Below are 19,459 nucleotides of genomic sequence, written 5' to 3'. Positions count from 1 at the left end.
ACCGGGCGCGGCCTTACTTCAAAAAGCCCATACTAGGCGGCATCCGCCTCGGTCGAGGCGTCCGTTGCCGCCCCGTCGGTGCCAGCAGCGTCGGCACCGTCAGCCGGGGCGGCATCCGCGTCGGTAGCGGCATCGTCCGTAGCGGCCGCGCTGTCGTCCGTGGTGTCAGAACCGTCGGTCACGTTGTTGGAACCGCTAAAGTCGATCTCGATCGAGGCGACGGCCCAGCCGATGTAGTTGGCGGAGCGGACGAACTCAACCTTATAGGTCTGCGTGCCACCGAGCGAGAGCTGCACCTCAACCTCAGCTGTGGAGGAGGTCATCGACTGATCCATCGCGGTGATGGTGGGCGTGGCGCCCTCAGGGACCGTGGACTCAATGAGTGAGCGGGCGCTGTCGTCGAGGTTGGGGGCGAGGTAGGCGCTCGCATCGGTACCGTCGGTCACAGCGTTAAAGAGCCCGGTGAGGGCGTCCTGCTGCGAGGGGAAGCCCAGGCCGCGCGTATAGGCAAAGCCCAGACCGCCCGCTGCCAGAATAAGCACCACGATCAGCACGAGGAAGACCTTGAGGCCCGTGTGGCGCTTCTTGCGGCGCACCTTGACCTCCTGGCGATCCTGCTGGATAAGCTCAGCCTCGCTCATGTCAAAGAAGCCGGTATCAGAGGGATCGGGCATGAGCGCGCCCGACTTGCCCAGAGGGTCGAGCGGGTCGACGGGAGCCGAGGCCGTCGCACCGGCGGGCGCCATCGCGCGCTGGGCCGAAAGGGCATCGAGTGCATCCTGTGCCTGCTGAAAGGCCGTCTGCTGCTCCGGCGTGAGCTGGTAGATGCCGTCAGAGGTGGCGGTGGTAAACGCGTCGACGGCGTCGGCGGGACGGTTCTGCGCAAAGAGGGCCTCGCCGAGGCCGGCGTTGATCGCACGCGTGTCGTCGCGCGGACCGGCAAAGTCGAGCGCGGTGCGATAGGTCTCGACAGCGTCGCCGGGACGCCCGAGCTTGATGAAGCAGCCGGCGAGCTCGGAGAGGGCCATAGCGGGGGCGGGGTTGGCAGCGTCGATGGCAGCCTGACGGAAGGCAGTACCAGCCTCGACGATGTTGCCCTGCGCAAGGAGCGCGTTGCCAAGACCGAGGTAGGCCTTGTAGGGCGTGGCGTAGGTCGTGTCGCGCACGGCCTCGCGGAAGCTCTCGGCAGCGGCGTCGAGGCTACCGGAGGCGGCATAGGCCTTACCGAGGTTGGTGTACAGGGCGCCGCGCTTGCCGTAAGCGGTGTCGGCGAGAGCCTGGTTGTAGGCCTCGGCGGCCTCGTTCCACAGGCCGAGCTTCATGAGCGCGTTGCCGCGGAGGTGGTCCACCTCGCCCGCAATCTCGGAGGGGTCCTTCGCGGCGGCGAACATCTGCGCCGCGGCGGAGAAATCGCCCGCGCGGTAGGCAGAGCGGGCTTGATCGAGATACTGTGCGTTCATGAGTTACTCCCCTTTGTTGGAATGGACGATCTCGACATGCACGATCTCGTCGCCGGCACGAAGCTCACGCTCGACCTCGATGCCCTCAACCGTGGTGCCAAAAACCGTGTACCCGGAGTCGAGGTTGTGCTGCGGGCCAAGGCAGAAGTAGAACTGCGACCCCGCCGAATCGGGATGCTGCGAGCGTGCCATGGCGAGCGCGCCGTCCACATGACTGTTGCGCGGATTGGTGGCAAACTCAGCCTTGATGCGATAACCCGGGCCACCCGTGCCGGGCATGCCGTCCGGACCGGGACGACCGGCGGCGACCTCTTCGGGCGTCATGTCGCGCGTGTTAGGGCACCCGCCCTGGATAACAAAGCCCGGAACGTAGCGGTGAAACTTCAACCCGTCGTAGAAGCCCATCGTGGCGAGTTCGCAGAAGTTCGCCACATGGATGGGCGCACCCTCGGCGTCGAGGCGCACGCGAATGGTGCCCTTGCTGGTCTCGATGACCGCCTCCTCGTCGCCCGTAAGCTCATAGGTCGGTGTATACAGGTCTGGGGTAAAGCCGAACATGCGAATCCTCCCCGTAACGGTACGTGTACGCTCGCTATTTTAGCAAGAACCAAGGATGTTCACCAAGTGCGCACGCAGGCGCAGGGCCTGCGGGGAACACAACGGCTCCCGCGTCCAGACTCATCGCCGCCACCAGAGGAGGCCGCGATAGCCGGGCGCGGCGCCTTAATCCTCCTCGCGCAGGCGGAGATAGATCTGGCGCTGGCCGGAAGCGGCGTCGGGCTCGTCAAACTCATAGACGCCGAGCGACTTTAAGAACGGCCTGAGCTTCTTAAAGCCGTAGTTGCGCACGTCAAAATCGGGCAGGCGCTTGGAGAGCTCATCGCCCACGCGCCCGAGTGCAACCCATCCCTCGTCGTCTGAGAACTTATCGATGATGGCGTTGACCGTCGTTCGAATGCGCTTCATGTGGTTGCGACGGGCAGCGCGGCTCATCTCGGCAAAGTCGATGACCTCCGCGGTTGCCTGGGTCTCCTCCGTCGCACGCGCCTCTCCGCCCGCATCCCCGGGGCGGCGCCGCGGGCGCTGCTCGGAAACCTCGGGCGCTGATGAATCTTCCGCCTGAGCCAGATCGGAGGCGTCGCTCTCCGGCTCGGGCTCCTCTGCGCTCTCGTCAGCGTTCGCCGCGATCCCCTGCCGTTCGCGTTTTTTGACGGTCTTCTTGCGGCGCTTCTGCTTTTGAGCCGAAGCCTCCGATGCATCGTCGGCATCCGTATCGTCCGCGTCGGCCTCCTCTGCCTTGCGGGCGGCATAGAGCAGGTCGAGGTACTTAAACTGGTTGCACGCAGAGATAAAGGGCTCGGGCGTCTTCTGCTCGCCCATACCGATCACCTGCATGCCGCTCTCGCGCAGACGGGCAGCGAGCCGCGTGAAATCGGAGTCGGAGCTCACGATGGCAAACCCGTCAACGTGGCCCGAATAGAGGATGTCCATCGCGTCGATGATCATGGCCGAATCGGTCGAGCTCTTGCCGTAGGTGTAGCTGTACTGCTGCATAGGGATGATGGAGTTCTCGAGCAGCACGCCCTTCCACGACATCAGGCGCTGGCTCGTCCAGTCGCCGTAGATGCGTTTATACGTGGCGATGCCGAGGTTCGAGACCTCGTCGAGGATGATCTTGATGTACTTCGGCGCAATGTTATCCGCGTCGATGAGAATCGCAAAGCGCAGGTCGCGCTCTAAGGTGGAAGCCATGAAACCTCTTTCTTTGGAATATCTCGGTCATTGTACCCACTCGCCCGAAGCGTTGATCCAAGGCGATACGGCGACGCATGAGGCCGGGACAGAACCGCATCGCACGGGACTTGCGGGGAAGTTGACGGCGCGGCGACAACGGGCTCGCGCGCGGACGAATCGCACCGCGCATGAGGGGTCAGAGATAAAAACTTCGCGCCAAGGTAAGGATGGAAATGGGTGCATGCCGAGTATAGCGAAATATGTTGCGCTCTCTACCTGCGAAAACGTCGAGCCATGGTGCCGGTCTACGTGAGAGGGGCCGATTCCATCCTTACCTTGACGCGAAGTTTTGATACTGACCCCCTGGAACAGGCCATCCGAAGCTCGAGCCAGTGGCCCGAATGCAAAGAGGCGCTAGCACCCCAAGAATTATGCACCGGGATGGTACGAGCAACGCGCAACGGCATAGTACGTCCCCTCATAGGGCCGGTCTACGTAGATCACTTCGTCCACCGTGACCCCGGGGAGCTTTGCGAGCTTGCGCAGCAGGTCCGGCACCACCCGATCCGAATCGCCCGCTGCAACTCTTGCGTTATCCAGCGCACTCGCACCGGTATCGCCCGAATCTGCCGCGGCGGCGAGCTCCTCGGGCTCCGGTTTGCAGACGAAGATAAAGCCATCCTCAAGCTCCGACGCGCCGTCCGTAATGTGCTCGATATTCCTGAGCGGAGGCACATACACCTCGTACGCCTTGCCCCACATGGGCAAAAGCTCGTTGAGGTAGAGCTGGGGCACATCGGGGGCCGAGACCGCGAGCACGCCGCCCACGGTGATGTGCGCGCTGACGACGGGAAGGACCTCGCCCTCCCCTTCCGCCTCAGCGGCATCTCGGACCGTATCGAGGGCGCACCCATTTGCCGGGTCGTAGGCGCTCACCGCATCGTGCGTAAACGTCACGAGCGCGCACATCACGAGCACGGCGACGAGAGCGATTTGGAACCGCCGGGCAGGGGCCTCATGCGCCTTCCCCCAAGTAGCGCAACGCTCTGGGTTCGCCCCAAGCACCACCGCAAGCGAGAGCGCGGGGCAGACAAGCGCAATGGCAAGGTAGCGATAGTAGAGAACCATCGTGCCGAGCGCCGCAGACGCGATAGCCCCGAGCGCGAGAACCGCTAGATAGGCAAAGACACCGAGATAGACTGCCACGCGCGACGGATTGGCGAGAGCGTCCCTCCAAGCTGTGGGGGACGTATTACCCGCAGCCCGATACCGAACGTAGGCCCACGCCGCAGCAAATGCGCCACCCACCGCAAGCGCCACAAGCCCCCACTCCACCGAGCAGCGTGGAAGCGTAGGCAGGGTTCGCAACCATGACAAGATGCTCTCGGGGAGCAGGGGGTACCAGATAAGCTCAAAAATAGTCCGTGGCAGCGAGAAAGAGATCCAGAACCCGCCCGAAACCGAACCCGCCTGGCGCACCAGAACGAGCGCAAGGGGCAGGTAAAGCGCAAGTTCCAAGGCCGAAAGGACGAGAAGTCGCCGGATAGCAAGACGGTCGCGGCGCAACACTAGCACTACAAGCACGCCCACCATGAGTGCCGCCGCGGTAAGGGCACCGTAATAGTGCAGACAGGCGGCAAGATAGCTTGACGCCACAAGCCCCGCCCACGATGCCCGCGAGGCTGATGCGCCAGCGCTCGCCACGCGTACGGCCATGACAAGGCAATAGGCAATGGCGGCGATTGTCCACGAATACATGCGAATCTGCTCTGCGAGGTAAAGCAGATAGGGGCAAAAACCCACCAGCAGGGAAAACCAGAACCCAACCCGCGCCCCAAAATCACGCCGCACGATCGTAGGCCCCAGCATCACCGCCGCAACGAGCCCCGCGCACGAAAAGAGCCGATAGACCACCAGGTTCTCGCCAAAGATCAAATAGAGTCCATGGAGCGCCACGTAATACAGCACCGGATGCACATCGGCCGCCCCGATGCGCCAGATATCCGCAAGCGATTCCCGAGCAAGGGCAACCGAATAGCTCTCATCAAACCAAATCTGCCCATGCAACGCTCCGGCCACCAAGAGCAGTACAACGAGGCAGACAACAACCCAAGAGCCCCGACGATACCAACGCTCATCATGTGCCGATGGGACGGCTAGAGTCTCACCCACTCGAACCTCCCTCACCCGTTGCGAGAAGATCGCGAGAACCAGCCCTCATGGTATCCCACCATACAGGGACGAAGGAAGAAGCATCAAGAACAAGGCGCCCATGTTCCCAAAGTAGCGCGAGCGCCAACGGCGCAAGCAAACAGCTCAGCAACCGTTACAACCGAGAACAGGACGCTACCCCCAAAGAGGCGCGAGCGCCGAAGGCGCAAGCGAAGGAGTTCAGTCACACCATCAACAAGGGAAGGGGCGCCGTCCCACCACCGCGCGAGCGCCGAAGGCGCAAGCGCCCAGGTCGGAAACCCTCACAACCCGGAACACGCGCGAGCTCCACAGTAGCGCAAGCGCCGGAGGCGCGAGCGACGAGCGCCGTCTCCCCCACAACCACGGGCCACGCCCCGCGCACCCCAACGCCCGCCCCAGCCAACTCCCCGGCTGCAAGTGGAGGTCGTCCAGCACTCTGAGAACCCCGATTTCCGCCTCCGCCGGCCCGAGGAATCGTTCAACCAGAAGGGGCCGCTGGGTGCCACCTTCGGAGACGATCGTGTAACGAGCGAAGCGCTCGTCTCCGGAGGTGGCACCCGGCGGCCCCAACCCTACAGGTCAGTCCCCCTACGCCGTCGGCTTAGGCGGCATGAGCGGGTTCTCGCGCTTCAGTAGGGTCATGAACTCCTCGCCGGTGATGGTCTCCTTCTTGTAGAGGTACCGTGCAAGCTCGTGGAGCTTGAACTTGTTCTCCTTGAGCACCTGAAGCGCCCGCGCGTGCGCCTGCTCAATCACCTTAAGCACGGCGTCGTCCACGCGCTCGGCGGTGCCGGGTGCGCAGGTGAGCGAGGTGTCCTGGTTGAGGTAGGCGTTCTGCACCGTGCCGAGCGCCATCATGCCAAACTCCTCGGACATACCAAAGCGCGTGATCATGTTGCGCGCAAGCTTGGTCGCCTGCTCGATATCGTTGGCAGCGCCGGTGGTCATCTCGCCAAAGATGAGCTCCTCTGCCGCGCGGCCACCGCAGTAGACCGCGAGCTTGTCGAGCACCTCCTGCTTGGTGGTGAGGAACTTCTCGTCCTCCTCGACCTGCATCGTGTAGCCGAGCGCGCCCGAGGTGCGCGGCACGATGGTGATCTTGGTGACCGGCGCCCCTTCCTTCATGCTGGCCGCAACGATGGCGTGACCGATCTCGTGGTACGAGACGACCTGCTTCTCGTGATCGGAGAGGATGGTCGACTTACGCTGCTGACCGGCGATGACGACCTCCACCGACTCCTCAAAGTCCTCCTGCGTGGCGCGCGCACGGCCCATGCGCACGGCGCGGAGCGCACCCTCGTTGATGATGTTGGAGAGGTCGGCGCCCGAAGCACCCGGCGTGGCGCGCGCGATGGCGGTGAGGTCAATCGGCGGCTGCGTCTTGACGTCCTTGGCGTGGAGCTCAAGTATGGCCTTGCGCCCGGCAAGGTCGGGCAGCTCGACGGGAATGCGCCGGTCAAAGCGACCGGGACGGAGGAGTGCGGGGTCGAGCGAGTCGGGGCGGTTGGTGGCGGCGAGCACCACGATGCCCTTATGGTTGTCAAAGCCGTCCATTTCGGTGAGGAGCTGGTTCAGGGTCTGCTCGCGCTCGTCGTTGGTGGAGAGCCCGGCGTCGCGGCGCTTGCCCACGGCGTCGATCTCGTCGATGAAGACAATGCAGGGGGCCTTCTCGTTGGCCTGCTTAAAGAGGTCGCGCACCTTGGCGGCACCGCGGCCCACGAACATCTCGACAAACTCCGAGCCCGAGATGGAGAAGAACGGCACGCCGGCCTCGCCGGCAACGGCCTTGGCAAGGAGCGTCTTGCCGGTACCCGGAGGTCCCACCAGAAGGGCGCCGCGAGGCAGGCGCGCACCGATGTCCTCGTAGCGCTTGGGGTTCTCGAGGAAGTCCACGACCTCCTTGAGCGACTCCTTGGCCTCCTCCTGGCCCGCGACATCTTTAAAGGTCACGCCCACATCCTTAGACGCCACGATACGCGCACCGCTCTTGCCGAGGCCCCCGCCCATGCCGCCAAAACCGCCGCCGAAGTTCATCGACGGGCCGTCGTCGCCCATCGACTTCTTCATCTTGCGGTTCAGCCACCAGCCAAAGAGCAGGAAGATGAGGATGGGGCTGAAGTAGATGAGGAAATAGAGCAGCATGTTGGAGTCGTTGCTCGGAACCACGACGTCGAGCGTGGCGCCCGCATCGTTGATGCGGTCGGTGAGCTGCGCGTCGGTCGGCATAGCCGTGGTCTCGTAGGCGATGCCCTCGTCGTCACCCTTGCGCGTGTAGACCACCGAGGCGTCGTCGGTGGTGTACTGCACCGTATCGACCTTCTTGTCCTCGAGGTCCTTGAGCAGCTGGGTGTAGCTCACCTGCGAAATCTGCACGTGCTGCCCGAGGTTGGGGAACAGCAGCGTGCTCAGGACCAGATAGATCGCCATCGCGATGATCACGTAGAGGATCATGTTCCGTCTACGCTTGTGGTCATCCATCTCCATGGTAGATACTCCGTTTCTGCCGATGCAATGACCTCAGGATACCCCAGAGCCCGGGAGCTAGTCACGGCACCTGAGCGCGATAACGACCCCGTAGCCGAGCGGTGCAACCAGCAAAGCCAAGACAAAAGCGCCGGCAGGTGGCTCGCAAGCAAAGCGAACGCTTGCCCCCGGCCTTGTATCAAAGAGCACCCCCTCGTAGAATGTTCGCGGCTGCACGGGTGTGTGGACACGGAACGGGGGGCATATGGCACGGGAGAACGGACAATCGCTCGACGTGACGCACGGGGTTATCTGGCGGCAATTGCTTGTCTTGTGCGTGCCCATCTTCTTCAGTTCGTTCTTTCAGCAGGCGCATGCGCTCATCAACACGTTCATCTTGGGGCAGTTTGGCGGCAAGCTCGCGCTCGGCGGCGTGCAGGCCACCGCATCGCTCTTTGAGCTTGCGGTCGGCTTCTCAGTGGGCGTGGGCGCAGGATGCGCCGTGATCTCGGGGCAGTTCTTTGGCAGCCACGACGACGAGCGCCTCTCGCGCGCCATCCACACCGCCATGACGCTCGCGCTCGCGATGGGGCTCGTCATCTCGGTGGCAGGCGTGGTCTTTATCCCGCACATCCTCACCCTCATGGGCACACCGGGCGAGCTCATGGCCGAGGCCGTACCCTACGCGCGCTACTACGCGGCCGGCATGGTCTTCTCGCTTGTGCTCAATATGGGCTCGGCGCTTCTGCGCTCGGTGGGCGACACCCGCACCCCGGCCCTCATCATCGCGAGCGGCTGCCTCATCAACGCCGTGCTCGACTACCTGCTCGTGGCGATTCTCAGGCTCGAGGCCATGGGCTGCGGCATCGCCACCGCAACCACCCTCTGCATCAACGCTGCGCTCATCACCGCGCGCCTCATGCGGGCACCCGGTGCATGGCGGCTCGAGCTCAGCCGGCTTGGAATTGACGGGCGCATCTGTAAAAGCATGCTCGCCACCGGTCTGCCGCTGGGGATTCAGTCTTCGGTCTACTCGGTCTCCAACATTATCCTGCAGTCGACGGTCAACACCTTTGGTACCGACGCCGTAACGGGGTGGGGCCTCTCGACCAGGCTCGACGCCATCGTGTGGATGGTCACGGAGGCGCTCGGTGTGTCCATGACGACCTTTGCCGCACAGAACTTCGGCGCTCGCGACTACGCGCGCATGCGCCGCGGCTACCACACCTCGCTCGTCATCACCGTGGTGCTTGTGGGCAGCCTCTCGGCCCTCCTCGTGGTCTTTGTGGGACCGCTCTCGCGCATCTTTATCGACGACACCCACGTAACGGCCTACACCACCACGATGATCCACTTTATCGCGCCGTTCTACGTTTTCTACTCCATTGTGGACAACACCTCGGGCGCCATCCGCGGGTCGGGTGAGAGCTTCCGTCCGATGCTCCTTACCATCTTGGGAACGGTTGTCTTTAGGGTGATTTGGCTCCTCGCGGTGGTACCCCTCCATCACACCATCGAGACGATGCTTCTGGTCTACCCCGTAACGTGGATCCTCACCGCCGCGCTCTTTGTGGCCTACCACCACTGGGGTCACTGGCTGCGCCATGCCGAGCAGCGGGCCGCCAAGCTGGAAGCCGACTCGCATCGGGCCCTCAACATCTAGAGGGTGTTGACGTCGCCCGTCCCAGACAGAGAGAAGCACCTCACCTCAGCACATGAGACGAGGGGCTTCTCTCGTGAAGCTCAGACCCTGTTAAAACATCCCGGGGTGGTAGTGGTAGCTGTTGCTCGCATGCGGGCAGAGCTGCCAGAAGGCCACGGCAGATGCCGCCGCCACATTGAGGGAGTCCACCCCATGGGCCATAGGGATTCGGATGGCGAGGTCTGCCCCCGCAACCGTCTTAGCGGTGAGCCCCTTCCCCTCGGTGCCCATAAAGAGTGCGAGACGCTCAATGTGCGCAAGCGAGGGGTCGTCGAGGGAGCGCGAATCGTCCGTCAAGGCCATCGCGGCGCAGGTAAAGCCCGCATCGTGCAGCGTTGCAAAACCGTCTGCCGGCCAATGCCGAGCATCGCTCCCCAGCCGCGTCCACGGCACCTGAAAGACCGTGCCCATAGACACGCGCACGGCGCGGCGGTAGAGCGGGTCACAGCAGGTTGGGCTCACCAAGATGCCGTCAACGTTGAGCGCCGCCGCCGAACGGAAGATGGCCCCCACATTGGTGTGATCGACGATGCCCTCGAGCACGCATACGCGCACGGGGCGCTCCCCCGCCCGTGTGCACAGGTCCGTCAGAAACACCGCGGGATCGGCAAGGGGCGGGCGCCGAAACGCGGCAAGTGCACCGCGCGTAACCGTAAAGCCCGTCAGCTCCTCCATGAGCTCCATGGGGGCAATAAAGGCGGGAACCTCCTCGGGCAAGGTCGCTAAAAGCGGCTCAAGCTGCGCAAGCCAGCGTTCCCCCAAAAGAAAGCTCACCGGCTCGAGCCCAGCATTAAGGGCACGCTCGATAACCTTGGCGCTCTCGGCGATGAAGATGCCCTTCTCGGGCTCGAGCACCGAGCGTAGCTCCCGCTCGGTGAGGCGCGTATACGCATCGAGCCGCGGATCCTCGAGCGTATGGATATGAAGCACTGTCGCCATGAGGGCATCCGTCCTTTCGTAGCGCATGAACGTGGGCCGATCGCGCCCAATTGGGGAGCGCAAGAAAAATTCGACCCAGGAAGTGAGTGTATCTTTTGGACCAACTGGGTTATAGGGGGTTTAACAAAGTTGAATCTTCTCATACGTCCAGGTGCGCACTTTAGCATGATGCAGTATCGTCGACGATTCCAAAAAGAAACACTCACTTCGCGGGTCGGTCGAAATGAGAGCACCTCGATTGCGCCCAAAGCGCCGTCAAGCGCGCCCGCAACGCACCCGGCGCGCACAAAAACCGCTTCGGGGTGCACCCGACCGCAACCCCCTAAGCGGTGCCCGGGCGCGGAACATGCCGATAGGTCACAAAATCGAAGCGCAGCCCCTCATCACCCTCGCCGGGAGCGACAACATGAGGGCCGTCAGTCTGGACGACCTCCCACGCAGGATCCGCATCCAGATTGGGAAAGAACGTGTCCGAAGGGCGAACGCAATGGTTTTTCGTAACCACCGCCTCAGAGCACCACGGCAAGAACTCGCGATAGACCGCTCCCCCACCCACGACCCAGGCGACCTCATCGGGCGCAAGCAACGCGAGCGCCTCGCCAACGGACCGGGCAACCTCAACCTCCTCCAGTGCAAAGACAAGGTCACGCGAGAGCACGATATTACGCCGGTCCTTAAGCGGCCGACCCCCGGGAAAACTCAGAAGGGTTTTGCGCCCCATGATGACGGTATGCCCCTTCGTGCACCGCACAAAGTGCTTCATATCTGCCCGGTTTGCAACAACCATGTCACCGGCAAGCCCAATCCCCCAGTCATCGCAAACAGCCACAATGATCTTCAGGTTCGGCATAATCTCAGCCACAAATCCGCCCTTTCCCAAACACCGTTACAAACTCCGTCAACAGTGCGCGCCACGAACAAAATAGCACGCGCGAGCGAAGCAAGCGCCCGATGACCTCGCAGCCCCGCCTCCCGGGTGGACGCGCCGCGCCGGTTCGCTCGGCGCCTTCGGCTCGCTGCGCGACTCGCGCCCCGGCGCGGCGCGTCCACCCGGGAGGCAACCACCTACTCAGAGGCCCCGGAGAGGGTATATCGTCCCGCGCGCGGTTCGCGAAGCGCTGTTTGAGCACGGGATGATATACCCTCTTCGGGGCCGACGGGCATCAGACGCCGCTTCAACAGGCGCTACACCGCAATGGGAATCCCCTTGATCTGCGGCCCGTGCTGATAGTTCTCCACGATCAGGTCATCGGTCGTAAAGTCGTAGAAGTCAGTGACCTCGGGGTTCAGCCGCACGGTGGGCGCCGGATACTGCGGCCGCTCGATGAGCTCGCGGATGATGGGCACGTGCCGGTCGTAGATGTGCGCGTCCACGATCACGTGCAGGAGCTCGCCCGCAACCATGCCTGTCACCTGCGCGACCATCATGAGCAGAATCGCGTACTGGCACACGTTCCAGTTGTTCGCCGCGAGGATGTCCTGGCTGCGCTGCATGAGGCACATGTTGAGCGTCGGGCGCTCGTCGCCCTCCGCGTGGGTGACGTTGTAGGTCACGCTGTACGCGCACGGGTAGAGGTTCATCTCGTGGAGGTCGGCGAAGGTGTACATGTTGGTCATGATGCGCCGCGAAAACGGGGTGTGCGTAAGGTCGTACAGCACACGGTCCATCTGATCGAAGTCGCCCTCGGGATAGTGCGAGACCTGACCGATCTGGTAGCCGTACGCCTTGCCGATGGAGCCCGTCTCGTCTGCCCACTCGTCCCAAATGTGGCTCTTGAGGTCATGGATGTTATTAGACTTCTTCTGGTAGATCCAGAGGATCTCGTCCATGGCCGACTTGAGCGCCGTGCGTCGAAGCGTGAGCGCGGGAAACTCCTCGCGCAGGTCGTAGCGCGCCGTCACGCCAAAGTTCTTGATGGTGTAGGCCGGCGTGCCGTCCTCCCAATGGGGGCGCACTTTCTCGCCCTCCGTCGTGGTGCCGTGGTCCAAGATGTCGCGGCACATCGTTACAAACTGAACGTCCGCCTTGCTCATGATCGTGCCTCCTCGGCGTTGCAGTTGCAGGTACAAAAAGCGGCGCGCTACACCAGCTGCGCCCAGGCGTCCTCGCGGAGTGGCCCCTCAACCGCAAGCTCGGGCAGGGGGCGCAAGCCCGGGCCCGAGGCATCCTCAACAGGGGCCTCTCGGCGCTTGCGAATTCGGTCCAAAAACCCGCCCCGTTTGTGACAAAGGTCGAGGAGTGCAGTGTCGCAGGCAACGGCGCACCGGGCAAAGTGTTTAACGAGCGGCGCCTTGGCCTCCGTGGCAATCGGCCTGGTGAGGTAGAGGCGCGTGGAGAGCCCCGAGAACACACCGCTTGCCCGCTTGCAGGCGTCGGGCGTCGAGAACGCGGCAAAATGCATGCCCGCGAGCCCCGCCGCACCGTTGCCCGCCTCGCAGATCACACGCTGAAAGGAGCGGGCGAGCGTCGAGGCGGTGGCATCGTCCACCTGGGCTACACCGGTGCCGAGCGCGGAGAGCGCCGCGATGGAGGCATCAAGCGCAGCAGGATAGGCCTCCTCGGCAAGCGCGATATGCGCCTGCGCAAGACAGAGATCTACATCCGGCGCAGGCACGCCCTCCTCGAGCGGCACCCAGCGACCAGCCTGGTCGGCCGCCCCCTCGATATCGCCCGCCTTGAGCGCCGCCCATGCACGTGCGGCTCGCGCTACCGACTCCTCATGCCCCACAACACATCGCCCCCACAACAACGCCCGAGCATCGCAAGCACGGCTCTGCCCGGGCGCAGACACATCTAGAACTTGCGGCCCTTCATCTGCTGCTCCATGGCGCGCAGCATGTCCATGTCGCTCGAGCCCGAACCACCCATACCGCCCATGCCGGCGAGCGGGTTGCCGCCGCCCATGAGCGAGCCGAGGTTGGCCATGCCGGGCATACCGGGCACACGCATCTTCTTGCCCTTCTTGCCCTTTTTGCCCTTCTTGGCGCCGGCCTGCTGGGCCATCGCGCGCATCTTGCCCATCATCTTGTTCATCTCGCCCCACTGCTTGAGCAGGTTGTTCACGTCGGTGGGCGTGGTGCCCGAGCCGCGGGCGATGCGCGCGCGACGCTGGCCGTTGATGCACTTGGGGTTGAGGCGCTCCGCCTTGGTCATCGACTGGATCATGGCCTCGTTCTTGTCGAGGATCGACTCGTCAACGTTGCCGCCCATCTGGTTGAGCGCACGCTGGCCGCCGGGCAGCATCCCCAAGATGCCCTTCATGCCGCCCATCTTGCGCACGGCGCGCATCTGCTCGAGCATGTCGTCCATGGTAAGGCCCTCGCGCAGCATGCGCTCGGCGGCCTCCATCTGCTCGGCGTCGGCGACCTCCTGGGCCTTCTCGATGATGCCCACCACGTCGCCCATGCCAAGGATGCGCTTGGCCATGCGGTCCGGGCTGAACACCTCGAGCGACTCGGGCTTCTCGCCCATCGAGACGAACTTGATGGGCTTGCCCGTCACGGCGCGAACCGACAGGGCACCGCCGCCGCGCGCATCGCCGTCGAGCTTGGAGATGATGACGCCGTCAAAGTCGGTACGCTCGGCAAAGGTCGAGACCACGTTGACGATGTCCTGGCCGGTCATGGCGTCGACGACCATGAGCACCTGGTCGGGCTTGACCGCGCGCTTGATGTCCACGGCCTCCTGCATCATCTGCTCGTCGATCTGCAGGCGGCCGGCGGTATCGACGATCACCACATCGCGCAGGTGGTCGACGGCCTCCTTGATGGCGCCCTGGGCGATCTCGACCGGATGGGCACCGTCGCCGCGAAAGACTGGCACGCCAATCTCACCGCCGAGCGTGGCGAGCTGGTCGGCGGCGGCGGGACGGTAGACGTCGCACGCGGCGAGAAGCGGCGAGCGACCCTGCTTCTTGAGCATGTATGCAAGCTTTACCGCCGCGGTGGTCTTACCGGAGCCCTGCAGGCCCACGAGCATGATGACGTTGGGGATGCGGCTCGACAGCACCAGTTTGCTCTCGGTGGAGCCGAGGAGCTCAACGAGCTCATCGAGCACGATCTTGACGACGTTCTGGGCCGGCGTGAGCGACTCCAGGACGTCGGCGGTCATGCAGCGCTCCTTCGTCTTGGCGACGAAGTCCTTGACGACCTTGAAGTTAACGTCCGCCTCGAGAAGCGCCATGCGGATGTCGCGCATCGCGCTCGTGATATCGGCCTCGGTGAGTTTGCCCTTGCCGCGCAGGCGGTCAAAGGTGTCGTTCAGGCGGTCGGAAAGGTTATTGAACATGGGGCTCCTATCGTATATTGCTCCCGGTCGGGCTGACGTCCGAAGGTTCCCCGCCCGGGCAGTCCTCGCTCGCGCTGCTCGCTGCGGAACTTGTGGTGAACCTTCGGACGCCAGCCCTGGCGCTACCTTACGTGCTCGCTAAAGAAAAAGGGCCAAACGGACTACGGACCAGCGGGGTTGGAGTCATCTTACCTCGACCCCGAACAAACAAGAAAAAGCTAGTCGGAATCGCCCACGAGAGCTCTGCAGAAATCCAGCGGATCAAAGGCTTGCAAGTCGTCGATGGCCTCGCCCACGCCCGCCCGGTAGATGGGAAGATGGAGCTTCTGCGCCACCGCGAGCGCGATGCCTCCCTTGGCCGTGCCGTCGAGCTTGGTCATGATGATGCCGTCGAGGCCGAGCGCCTCGTTGAACTCCTCCGCCTGCGTAAGGCCGTTTTGGCCGGTGGCGGCGTCGATGACGAGCACCACGTAGACGTCCATAGCACCGGCGCGCATCTTGGCGGCGCGCTTGCGCGTGACATTGACGACCTTAGCGAGCTCGCGCATGAGCTCGGGCGAGGTGTGGAGGCGTCCGGCGGTATCGATGAGCACGAGGTCGGCACCGGTACGGTCCGCCTCGTCGAGCACGTCGTAGCACACGCTCGCCGGGTCGGAGCCGCGCTCGCGCTTGACCACGGGTACGCCGGCGCGCTCGCCCCACACATCGAGCTGCTCGATGGCGGCCGCGCGGAAGGTGTCGGCCGAGCCGATCACCACGCGCTTGCCCGCCTCGTGCGCGGCGCTTGCGATCTTGCCCACCGTGGTGGTCTTGCCGGCACCGTTGATGCCCACAAAGAGCACGCACGAGGGCGTGGACTCAAAGGGGTCGCGTTCGGGCGTCACAAAGATCTGGGACAGACGCTCGGCGAGGGCACGGCGCAGCTGCGGAGCGGTCTTGAGGTTCTTGCGTGCCGCAAGGTCGCGCAAGTCGTCGGAGACCGAAAGCGCGATGTCGGCGCCCATGTCGCCCATCACGAGCGTGTCCTCAAGGTCCTCCCAAAACGACTCGTCGACCTCTCCACCAAAGTAGAAGATCTCGTTCAGAGCCTCGCGACTGCGCTCGAGACCCTGCTGCAGCTTCTCAAAGAAACCCATCTATGCGTTCACGACCTTTCCCGTCACACGGTCGAGCCGCTGGCTCACCACGCGACTCACCCCGTCTGCCTGCATGGACACGCCGTAGAGGACGTCGGCGTCCTCCATGGTGCGGCGCTGATGCGAAACCACGAGGAGCTGCGTCTGGTGGCGCAGCACGTCGATGGCGTCGAGGAGCTTGGAGAGGTTGGAGTCGTCGAGTGCGGCCTCAACCTCGTCGAGCACGTAGAAGGGCACCGTGCGCGTCTTGTAGACGGCAAAGAGCAGCGCCAGCGCCGTAAGGGACTTCTCGCCGCCGCTCATGAGCATCATCTTGGTGATGCGCTTGCCCCGCGGTTGCGCCACGACCTCGATGCCCGTCTCGGACGGGTGCTCAGGATCGGTCATCTCGAGGTGCGCCTGGCCACCCGGGAAGAGCATGGCAAAGATCTCGCGGAAGTTGGCGTCGACCTTCTCAAAGGTGGTGAGGAAGGCCCGGCGCATCTTGCGGTCGATAGCTGCCGTGATCTTGGTGAGGGCCTTGCGGGCGCTCTCGAGGTCGGAGAGCTGGGCGTCGATGTAGTCGGCACGCTCGCGCAGGCGCTCGTACTCCTCCATAGCCACCTGGTTGACGGGCCCAAGGTTGTTGATCTTGGTCACTAGGGTGCGGAGCTCGCGCTCGGCGGCGGCGCGGTCCTCGGGCGCGGGGAGGTTGAGCGCCTCCTCAAGCACCGTCGTACCGTCCGCGGTGATGGCCTTGATGGCGTTCTCGACCTGAACCTCGAGCTTGCCGCGCTCGACCTTGACCTCGCCCTGTCCAGCCTGGGCCGCCTCTACCTCCTGCTTGGCGGCGGCAACGTCGGCCTTGGCATCCTCGATGGTCTTCTTGAGCGAAGCGGAGTCCGCCTCCTCGAGCGATGCCTGGTCGCGCAGGCGCGCGGCCCAGTCCATGGCCTTCTCGGAGAGCGCGGTGTAGCGGTCGTGCAGCGGGTCGACACGCAGGCGCAGCACCTCGAGCGAGCGTGAGGCCTGGCGCGTGGCGCGGATGCGCCGGTCGATGCCCTCGAGACGACGCTCAAGCTCGGGCACGCGATTGCCCAGGCTCTTCTGGCGCTCGCGCGCCTGCGCAAGGCGGACGCGGGCATCGCCGAGCGTGCTCGCAGCCTCCGCATCGTCGCGACGCACGCGGTCGAGCTCGTCGGCGATCTCGGCGATCTGCTGTGCGAGCTCGCCCACGCGGGCGCGAGCCTCGTCGCGCGAACGGGTGAGTTCCTCAACACGCGGCCGAGCCTCGGCCACCTGGGCGGCAGCCTTGGTGCGGCGCTGCTCGATCTGCTGGCGCTCGGCCCTCGAGGCGGCAAGCGACTGCTCAAGCCGCCCGATCTCGGAGAGCAGGGAGCGCTGCTCGCCCTCAAGCTCGGCGATCTTGCCCTGGGCAGCTGAGACCTCGCGACGCGCCGCAGCAACGGCAGCGTCCGCCTCGGCAACGAGCTCGCCTGCATGTTCAAAGACCGACGCGAGGTCGGGCTCCAGACCCGAAAGCTCGCGGATGCGACGCTTGCGTTCGAGGGTGCCGGCGGCTGCGTCGGAGGGCGAGCCCACGCGCACCGCGCCACCCACGCTCACGCGGGCGCCCTCGGGCGTAACGTAGGTCACCCCGGCGATTACCGGCGCCGCAAGCGCATCCTCGATCGTATCCACCACATAGAGCCCGCCGAGGAGCGCACCGACCACGCCGGCATAGCCCTCGCGCACGGCGAGCTTATCGACAAGGCGGTAACCCGCCGCACCGGCGACGGGAGCCGGTGCCTCGAGCGTCCGGGCGGCAAGAAGCGCCTCGCCCGAGACATCCTCCTCGGCAAGGGCGCACGCCGCAGCACGCGCAAGCGTGGAAACATCCTCGGTAACGAGCGCGTCGATATCGCCGGCGAGGAGCGTCTCCACGAGCCCCTCGAGCTCCCGGGGCGCCTCGATCACATCGCCGAGCCGTCCCGCCACCGTGTCGGCAGCCTTCTCGGCCACGCGCGCCGCAAGCGGCGAGGCGTCCGCGAGGCGCTCGTCCAAGCGCGTCAGGCTCTGCAGCTCCGAGCGCACGTCAGAAAGACGGGCGCGCGCCTCGGACTCGCGCTCGCGTCGCTCGGCAAGGGCCGCCTCAGCCGTCTCGATCGCAGAGCGGGCGTCGTCGGCCGCCTCGCGCGCCGAGGCAAGCAGCACCTCGAGCTCGTCGGCGCGGTCGCGACGATGCTCGAGCGAGGCCTCGACCTCCTCGGCCCCCTCATCGAGCTGGGAGAGCCGTGAGGCAAACATCTCGTCCTCAAGCTCGGCATTGGCGAGCGTCTCGTTCAGCTTGGCGAGCGAGAGCGCCGCATCGTCTGCCGCACGCTGGCTCTCGCGCTGGGCCCGTCCGAGCTCGGACTGTCGCCCATCGAGCTCCACGCGGCGCGCATGCAGCTCGTCGGCCGCGGGCTCAAGGCGCTTCACGTCTGCCTCAGCGACGGCGAGCGCAGCGCGAACCTCATCGAGCTGGCGGCGCGCATCCTCGAGCTCATCGGCAACGCGGCGGCGCTGATGCTCGGAGCTCGAGAGGGTGCCGCGCATCTCGGAGAGGCGGGCAACCATGTTGTGGCCCTTCTCCTCAAGCAGGCGCATGTCGGACCCGATGCGCCCCACCACGTCCTGCATGTGACGGCGCTGCTCGCCGAGGTCGCCCACAAAGAGGCCCTTCTCCTCGAGCAACACCTGGAGCTTCTCGAGCTCGCGCTCCTTCTCGGAGAGGCGGTAGCGCGCAAGCTCCAGCGCCGCGGCGCTCTCCTTGGCGCGCGTCTCCATGCCCGCCCACTGCTCCTGCAGGCGCCGGAGCTCGTCCACGGCAAGAATCTGCGTGAGCTCGCTCGCGCGGGCCGAAAGCTCCTTGTAGGTGCGAGCGCGGTCTACCTGGCGCTCGAGCGGGCGCAGCTGGCGCGTGATCTCGCGCGAGATGTCGCGGGCACGGGTGAGGTGTTCGTCCATCGAGGCGATCTTCTTGGCGGCGCGCTCCTTGCGGCGCTTGTGCTTGGAGATGCCGGCGGCCTCCTCCACGAGGGCGCGCCGTTCCTCGGGGCGGCTCTGAAGGATGGCGTCGAGCTTGCCCTGGCTGATGATGGAGTGGGTGTCTTTGCCGAGGCCCGAGTCGTGCAGGATGTCTTGAATATCCATGAGGCGGCACGGGCTCTGGTTGATGAGGTATTCGCTCTCGCCCGAGCGGTACATGCGCCGGGTGATGGCCACCTCGTCAAAGTCGACAGGAAGCACGTGGTCGGCGTTATCAAGCACAAGCGTGACCTCGGCCACGCCCACCGGCTGGCGCGCCGATGAGCCCGAGAAGATGACGTCCTCCATGGCCTGGCCGCGGAGCTGCTTGGCGCTCTGCTCGCCGAGGACCCAGAGGATCGCGTCGGAGATATTGGATTTGCCCGAGCCGTTGGGCCCCACGATAACGGTGAGGCCTGGCTCAAAGGTCATATGGGCGCGGTCGGCAAACGACTTGAAGCCCTTGAGGGTGAGCGACTTGAGGTACACGGCACGC

Annotated in this window: 13 protein-coding genes; 1 reads left to right on the top strand and 12 read right to left on the bottom strand. The window is 64.6% G+C overall.

What is annotated here, in order from left to right:
• Positions 1–32 precede the first annotated feature (32 nt).
• From B5G20_RS04240 to ftsH, 5 genes are all read right to left on the bottom strand, one after another.
• Entirely contained in the window at positions 33–1,460 is a 1,428-nt protein-coding gene (locus B5G20_RS04240) for a tetratricopeptide repeat protein (RefSeq protein ID WP_087355387.1), read from the bottom strand.
• Positions 1,461–1,463: 3 nt separating this feature from the next.
• Positions 1,464–2,018 (bottom strand): peptidylprolyl isomerase, encoded by a 555-nt coding sequence (locus tag B5G20_RS04235; RefSeq protein WP_087355385.1) that lies wholly within the window; start codon positions 2,016–2,018, stop codon positions 1,464–1,466.
• A 165-nt stretch (positions 2,019–2,183) separates the two neighbouring features.
• Positions 2,184–3,212, bottom strand: a complete 1,029-nt coding sequence (locus B5G20_RS04230; protein WP_087355383.1) for an NYN domain-containing protein — start codon at positions 3,210–3,212, stop codon at positions 2,184–2,186.
• A gap of 411 nt (positions 3,213–3,623) precedes the next feature.
• Positions 3,624–5,366, bottom strand: coding sequence for a hypothetical protein (locus tag B5G20_RS04225; RefSeq protein WP_158094391.1), 1,743 nt, complete (start codon positions 5,364–5,366; stop codon positions 3,624–3,626).
• A gap of 609 nt (positions 5,367–5,975) precedes the next feature.
• Positions 5,976–7,871, bottom strand: coding sequence for an ATP-dependent zinc metalloprotease FtsH (gene ftsH / locus B5G20_RS04220; RefSeq protein WP_204207645.1), 1,896 nt, complete (start codon positions 7,869–7,871; stop codon positions 5,976–5,978).
• Positions 7,872–8,115: 244 nt separating this feature from the next.
• Here ftsH and B5G20_RS04215 point away from each other — a divergent pair, with 244 nt between their 5' ends.
• Positions 8,116–9,513, top strand: a complete 1,398-nt coding sequence (locus B5G20_RS04215) for an MATE family efflux transporter (RefSeq protein WP_087355377.1) — start codon at positions 8,116–8,118, stop codon at positions 9,511–9,513.
• A 90-nt stretch (positions 9,514–9,603) separates the two neighbouring features.
• Here B5G20_RS04215 and B5G20_RS04210 read toward each other — a convergent pair whose 3' ends face one another.
• The 7 genes from B5G20_RS04210 to smc all read right to left on the bottom strand — a co-directional run bounded on the left by B5G20_RS04210 (position 9,604) and on the right by smc (position 19,452).
• Positions 9,604–10,491 (bottom strand): RNA methyltransferase, encoded by an 888-nt coding sequence (locus B5G20_RS04210; RefSeq protein ID WP_087355375.1) that lies wholly within the window; start codon positions 10,489–10,491, stop codon positions 9,604–9,606.
• Positions 10,492–10,813: 322 nt separating this feature from the next.
• Positions 10,814–11,353: a dihydrofolate reductase gene (locus B5G20_RS04205; protein WP_343283988.1), complete on the bottom strand. Its 540-nt coding sequence runs from the start codon at positions 11,351–11,353 to the stop codon at positions 10,814–10,816.
• Positions 11,354–11,676: 323 nt separating this feature from the next.
• On the bottom strand, positions 11,677–12,525 hold the full coding sequence (thyA, locus tag B5G20_RS04200) for a thymidylate synthase (protein WP_087355373.1): 849 nt from the start codon (positions 12,523–12,525) through the stop codon (positions 11,677–11,679).
• A gap of 47 nt (positions 12,526–12,572) precedes the next feature.
• Positions 12,573–13,220 carry a hypothetical protein gene (locus B5G20_RS04195; RefSeq protein ID WP_087355370.1) on the bottom strand — a complete coding sequence of 216 codons (648 nt, stop codon included), beginning with the start codon at positions 13,218–13,220 and terminating at the stop codon, positions 12,573–12,575.
• 65 nt (positions 13,221–13,285) lie between these two features.
• Positions 13,286–14,779 carry a signal recognition particle protein gene (ffh, locus tag B5G20_RS04190; RefSeq protein WP_087355368.1) on the bottom strand — a complete coding sequence of 498 codons (1,494 nt, stop codon included), beginning with the start codon at positions 14,777–14,779 and terminating at the stop codon, positions 13,286–13,288.
• 218 nt (positions 14,780–14,997) lie between these two features.
• On the bottom strand, positions 14,998–15,915 hold the full coding sequence (gene ftsY, locus B5G20_RS04185; protein WP_087355367.1) for a signal recognition particle-docking protein FtsY: 918 nt from the start codon (positions 15,913–15,915) through the stop codon (positions 14,998–15,000).
• Positions 15,916–19,452 carry a chromosome segregation protein SMC gene (gene smc / locus B5G20_RS04180; protein ID WP_087355365.1) on the bottom strand — a complete coding sequence of 1,179 codons (3,537 nt, stop codon included), beginning with the start codon at positions 19,450–19,452 and terminating at the stop codon, positions 15,916–15,918.
• Positions 19,453–19,459 lie beyond the last annotated feature (7 nt).

The organism is Collinsella sp. An7 (genome assembly GCF_002159335.1).
Taxonomy (GTDB): Bacteria; Actinomycetota; Coriobacteriia; order Coriobacteriales; family Coriobacteriaceae; genus Coprousia.
This window is presented reverse-complemented; position numbering and strand designations above follow the sequence as displayed.